We start from the raw sequence: 5,185 nt of genomic DNA, 5'->3' as shown, positions 1-5,185 counted from the left end.
TCAAATACTCTGCATCATCTAAAATGTGAGAGATGATAACGCTACATTTACGACCTGTACGATTACCGCTCTTAGTCAATTTCATACAAATTCAGAATATCCCCGACCTTGTAATTGCGATCGTTGTAGCGTATTTCAGCTTTTTTCTGACATCGAGCAACGTCCATGAAATATTCAGATTTTATTTTTAATTCGTGTGTAGTCATGATTGGATTCACCTTTAATATTTCGCCAAATTTGGCGTTAATTAATAAAACGGGTGTTCGTAATTTATACTTTGATTCCCCAAAATTGGTGAATCAAAGATAAAAAATGCTCTCTCAATTATTTCATTGCACGCCAAATAATCAGCGCAGATATTTGTAATAAATTAATAGAATAGGGTGGTTGTTCAGTGAGTTATTAACAGATTTTGTGGGTAACTTTATAAGTCATTGATTAAAAAGGAATCTCATCATCTATAAACTCATTTTGCTGAGCTGATGTTTGTGGTTTATGTTGTTGTGCTGACTGATTGCCGCTTTTGTCGAACGTTAACGCTTCAAAATCATCAACTATAAAATAAATGGCTGTTTTGTTGTTGCCTTGTTGGTCCTGCCATTTATCTGTTTTGTATCGAGTTGTAACACGAATAAAAGCACCTTTGCCTTTATCTCGCACTTTTTCCGCAATCTTACCGAACGCTCGTAAATTAGCCCAATCTGTGACATCTTCATAGCTATCGCCATTCTTCTTATAGCTACCAATTGCCATAGTAAAATTAACGATTAACTTGTTATCAGAGGTGTAACGCTCCTCGATTTTCCCGATTCTGCCAGTGAATAAACACTGATTTAAATTATTTGCCATTTTCTTGCTCCAGTTGTTCATAGCTCTTTGTAAAAAGAGATTTATTAGACTCTATTTCGTTTATCTTTTTATGTAATTTTTTTGTTTTTTCTGACAGAAGATCTATTCCATATTTATATGCATTACATGCATTGGTAAACAAACGATCAGATTGAGATTTGTTATAAGTCTGAACATACAAATATTCAGCATAGTCTAACTTTAGTTGCGCTTTTGTAATTTTTGATATAGTTGTTTTTGTTAACTGTAAATCATATAAATCATTTACAACATAGATAACATCCCCAACTTTTAGCTTTTTCCATTCTTCATCTGTAATCATAATTACTCCTCAATATATATTCCGCTGTCTACAAGATCGGGAAGATAAGAATTAATTAACTCTTGCAGGTACACATCCTTATCTTCCAGAGCTTCATATTCAGCTTTATCAATTTCGATTTTTTCTTCATTTCTTGACGGTCCAATCCGTGCATACACAACAAACGTTATTTTTTCTGACATAATTACTCCTCCTTTAGTTATTTCTCACCTCTATTAAATATTGATTTAATCCGCATAACTGTATTAATTCATGCGTGTAAACCCAAGCTAAAACATGACAGCCATTAACATACCCCCATTTATCGCTTCTTCTGTAATAACATGAGTTTCGAGTGCTGATTATAATTTTTCCATCCTGCGAAAATGACCTAGTAATTACAACGCAATCAGTAATGGTTTCTGGCAACTCTTTGCTAGCATCACGCCAGTTTAATTTAGTCACTTTGTTACCCCTTTACACTCTTCTATCAAAATCAAATCATCTTCGTAATAGTCACAACTAAAATATGTTCTAATATCATTACTTTCACTTAGTATGAAGTAAGCTGGTCTTGTCTTATCTTTCATTCTATCGCTTCTACTAAAAATAATTCCGACCCCAATTGGAGAATCAACCTTATCACCTCGTTTATATTTATAAACTAAAGGTTTTTTAAAAGACTTTAACCAATCTATTAATCTATGCATTTTAAACCTCGCTTATAATTAACTATCACATTCCCACACTTGAACGGCACAATTAGAACTAAACACGTTTCAAAATTACAGCTGCTTGCTGATTTTTTGCCATTCGGCAATAGATATTGATATCGACCATCGGGTACGTAAATAATACAGTTTTGCCCGTGTATATTGTCGCTCCATGCCTTAGTTGCAGGAGTGTAGGGCAGGACCATTAATACTTGCTGACTCCATTTATTTACTTGCTCAACCGCTTTTTGAAAAAATTCCCATTTTCGCGAAAATGGTGGATTGCAGAACGCGGTAGGATTACTACCGTGAAACCAACTGTAAGAATCTAATGAATTCTCTTCTTCATCGATATATGTTTCAGCATGCTTTATGATATTAATGTCGTTTATTGCCGGCTCGAAATGACAACACACATCAATACCAAAACTTTTTATATTCAGTAATTTCAGCGCATCATTGATCAATAATTCTGACGTTCGCCAATAATCTTTATTCTGCTTCTCTGTTTGTGATTTGTTTAGAATAGCCATTTTAAAACTCTCTGATGTAGTGATTTGGGTGGGTGTCACTCTGTCGCCAACGGCGTGACTACCGTCATGTCAAACAATACGGCCTGTATATTTCAAATTAGCGGGCTAACTGCAATTGCGGACAGTGTCTCTGCTAACACTAATCATCAACGCATATACCAGACGTTATTAAAAAACCGTCACTATGACGGTTATGCTGTTTAATTTAAGCCACATCTTGAAATGTTATTCTTTTATGAATTGCTCTAACTTTTTCAACATCATCAGCACAGTAGTCTGCAACTTGTTTTAATTTTCCATCCTGCACAAAATCCCAAACTTTAGAGCCGTCTATCTCGTCGCCTTTTGGTGGTATACCAAGCGACAAACAAATTTCATTCAGCGATACGTAATTACGTTTACCTGCCCATTCTGTCATTGTGTCGAATATATACATATTGTTATATGATTTACTATTGAGCGGTAAAAATGCTGGTGGTTTTATACCCAGTACAATTGCACGCTGATAAATAAAACGTAAGTCAAAGTTTTCGATGTTATGCCCGATAAAATTCGGTGTTACGTCTGCACTTGGTCTATAACACTCAATCAATTCATTAAAAAATGTCTGCAATATTTGTTTTTCGGATGATATCCAGTTATCAAAATGAATTACCTTTACATCTCCATCATTGATTGCATAACCAATACAAACAATTTGACCAAAACCGCCGTTTAAAGCGGTTTTTCGATACGCCGGTTCTTTGTTTTCTTCAATCCAAGTACTTATCGCTTCGGGTTTTTTATAATTTGCCGGCGCTGTTAAATTGCTTTGAATATAGTTTTTTATATTGTCAGACTGGGTTGGAATTGTTTCTATATCGAAATAAATATTAAACTGTCTCATTATTTTCACCTTCTGAAAGCTTTATCTTTAACTGATTGTAGTGCTCTATAACTTCTTCTTGCTCACTGCATCCACGTAAGTTATTAAAACTAATAGCGAATAATTTCTGCAGTTCATCCAAAGATGAAATATTAGAGGTCTTTTCTTTGAAATTATTAACTTCCGCCTGCTCTTTTGTAACACCGTTATTTAACCACGCCAGCAATTGCTCGCCAGTTTCTGATGTAATCTTAAAAATTTTGCCGTCAAATAACCGCGTTCTATCTTTTGTTGATGTTGCATTGTGATTAATATCAATATCAAACATGACAGTGAATTCATATTCCATTCCGTCGCGCTGAATCGGTGCCATGCCAACTTTTTTGGGGGCTTGTTTACCGTTATCGTTAACTTGTAGCACATATTCTTGCTTGCTTCGCATTGTTGCGATAATGTGACACGGACTTGCTAGCATTGCATTAACTAGCGCATTATGCTCCGGCGTGATGCTTCTCCAAGCTGTGTAGCCATTTCCCTTACCGCTATCTGCGATTTTCCCTTGTTTATCCAATAAACCGCCATCGCCTGCCCATGCGTGAGAAAGACTATCGATAATAATTACGTCATAATTAGCCTGCTCGAACGCCTTAATTGCCTGTAGATATTTATCTATAGTGTAGGGGGCTTCAATTTGAATAATGTCATAGTCGCCTAAATCAGCATATAAATCACCGCTACCTTGTTCTGTGTCAATTAACCCTACCTTTTGACCCAGCCCAAAAGCTAACAGCAATGATGAGTAAGTTTTACCTGCGCCACTGGGTGCTGCTATACCCAATCTTAATTTTGCTTTTTTTCTAACTGCCTTTCTAATCTCTACCATATCGAACCTCATTTAAATGCGTGTCGCTTTCTTGTTTTTGAACTTGTAAATTAGCTAATTCTGTTAAATCAACCTTGTACGCTTCTGCTATATCAATAATCATTCTGGCTTGAATGGGTAGCGAGCTATATATTTCTTCCCACGTCATTATCTTCACTCCGCTGCCACTTCTAACATCCATCGAATCAGCCCAAACAGTCCGCTGAATGTCAAAAAGTAGGTACAAAAAAGGGCGTATACTTGCTCGCCCTTAGTCATTTTGTAATTAATATTAAATCGGTCTGTTTCATGTACATTACAGCCGACGTAATCAATCGGTATTGTGTTCATGCTATTTCCTCAATTCTTCGAAAAACCAATCTGTTATGTCACTATAGTGCTTTAAATCTTCATCAGCTAAAGTGTTGGAAAACCACAAACCGTTACTCCAACGGCGAGATGAACGCCCGATTAGCGCCGGCACAGGAATGCTACATTTAAGACTTATTGCGCTTACTCTGTTTGACCAAACAACATCCGCATCTAAACAAGCATTTAACACTAACGCTAATTCATGCTCAGTTTTACATTCAACAAACCAATCTTGTTGCTGTAATCGTTCAATAATCTTTTTACTTGTCATTGTTTTATCCCTTTTCTGTCTGCTAATTCTGTAAAAAAGCCCTCAAAAGAGGGCAAAGGATTTGCATGTACTCGTCTTTCCGAGTTGTCAAAATTCGTTAGCTTAATAAAATGATTTTTTATTTTTTTCATTAAAATGAAATTCAGCTTTTTCATAACATATGAGCTTTAATGCTTTTTGAACTGAATCAGTGTCAACATCATCCCAACCAAACGCTTTCATTATTTTTTTTTCAATTTCTAGATAATCACTATCGCTGAGTTTGTCATAAAGTTCGTTTGATTGAGCTTTAATTTCTGCTTCTTTAGCATCTTGTATTTCAGTGCCGCTCATCATGTTGCAATAAGCATTTTCGTAACCGTTCTCTACAGCTCTATGTAACATCATCTATCTCCTTTTATTTCAAACTCAAGCGCACT

11 protein-coding genes are annotated in these 5,185 nt (G+C 35.7%); all 11 read right to left on the bottom strand.

Features of this window, described 5'->3' with window-relative positions; all coding sequences use genetic code 11:
- Nucleotides 1–71: 71 nt before the first annotated feature.
- The 11 genes from A9G31_RS11400 to A9G31_RS04825 all read right to left on the bottom strand — a co-directional run bounded on the left by A9G31_RS11400 (nt 72) and on the right by A9G31_RS04825 (nt 5,153).
- Nucleotides 72–206 (bottom strand): DUF3850 domain-containing protein, encoded by a 135-nt coding sequence (locus tag A9G31_RS11400; protein ID WP_081299346.1) that lies wholly within the window; start codon nt 204–206, stop codon nt 72–74.
- Between the two features lie 232 nt (nt 207–438).
- Nucleotides 439–849: a single-stranded DNA-binding protein gene (locus tag A9G31_RS04865; RefSeq protein ID WP_065559986.1), complete on the bottom strand. Its 411-nt coding sequence runs from the start codon at nt 847–849 to the stop codon at nt 439–441.
- Nucleotides 839–1,171 (bottom strand): hypothetical protein, encoded by a 333-nt coding sequence (locus A9G31_RS04860; RefSeq protein ID WP_065559985.1) that lies wholly within the window; start codon nt 1,169–1,171, stop codon nt 839–841. The genes A9G31_RS04865 and A9G31_RS04860 overlap by 11 nt, the downstream gene beginning before the upstream one ends.
- A gap of 2 nt (nt 1,172–1,173) precedes the next feature.
- Nucleotides 1,174–1,353: a hypothetical protein gene (locus tag A9G31_RS04855; RefSeq protein ID WP_065559984.1), complete on the bottom strand. Its 180-nt coding sequence runs from the start codon at nt 1,351–1,353 to the stop codon at nt 1,174–1,176.
- Between the two features lie 258 nt (nt 1,354–1,611).
- Nucleotides 1,612–1,860 (bottom strand): hypothetical protein, encoded by a 249-nt coding sequence (locus A9G31_RS04850; protein ID WP_065560689.1) that lies wholly within the window; start codon nt 1,858–1,860, stop codon nt 1,612–1,614.
- Nucleotides 1,848–2,396: a DNA N-6-adenine-methyltransferase gene (locus tag A9G31_RS04845; protein ID WP_141671384.1), complete on the bottom strand. Its 549-nt coding sequence runs from the start codon at nt 2,394–2,396 to the stop codon at nt 1,848–1,850. The genes A9G31_RS04850 and A9G31_RS04845 overlap by 13 nt, the downstream gene beginning before the upstream one ends.
- 205 nt (nt 2,397–2,601) lie before the next feature.
- Nucleotides 2,602–3,282 (bottom strand): ribonuclease H-like domain-containing protein, encoded by a 681-nt coding sequence (locus A9G31_RS04840; RefSeq protein WP_065560687.1) that lies wholly within the window; start codon nt 3,280–3,282, stop codon nt 2,602–2,604.
- A complete protein-coding gene (locus A9G31_RS04835) occupies nt 3,269–4,144 on the bottom strand; it encodes an ATP-binding protein (protein WP_065560686.1) in 876 nt (291 codons plus the stop codon). The genes A9G31_RS04840 and A9G31_RS04835 overlap by 14 nt, the downstream gene beginning before the upstream one ends.
- On the bottom strand, nt 4,131–4,292 hold the full coding sequence (locus A9G31_RS11775) for a hypothetical protein (protein ID WP_176700355.1): 162 nt from the start codon (nt 4,290–4,292) through the stop codon (nt 4,131–4,133). Before A9G31_RS11775 ends, A9G31_RS04835 begins: the two co-directional genes overlap by 14 nt.
- 183 nt (nt 4,293–4,475) lie before the next feature.
- Nucleotides 4,476–4,766, bottom strand: coding sequence for a hypothetical protein (locus A9G31_RS04830; RefSeq protein ID WP_065560685.1), 291 nt, complete (start codon nt 4,764–4,766; stop codon nt 4,476–4,478).
- A 102-nt stretch (nt 4,767–4,868) separates the two neighbouring features.
- On the bottom strand, nt 4,869–5,153 hold the full coding sequence (locus A9G31_RS04825; RefSeq protein ID WP_065560218.1) for a hypothetical protein: 285 nt from the start codon (nt 5,151–5,153) through the stop codon (nt 4,869–4,871).
- Between the last annotated feature and the right edge of the window lie 32 nt (nt 5,154–5,185).

This window comes from Gilliamella sp. Gris1-4 (genome assembly GCF_001690335.1).
Lineage (GTDB): Bacteria > Pseudomonadota > Gammaproteobacteria > Enterobacterales > Orbaceae > Gilliamella > Gilliamella apicola_P.
Note: the sequence above shows the minus strand (reverse complement) of the source record. Positions and strands in the feature narration are given on the sequence as shown.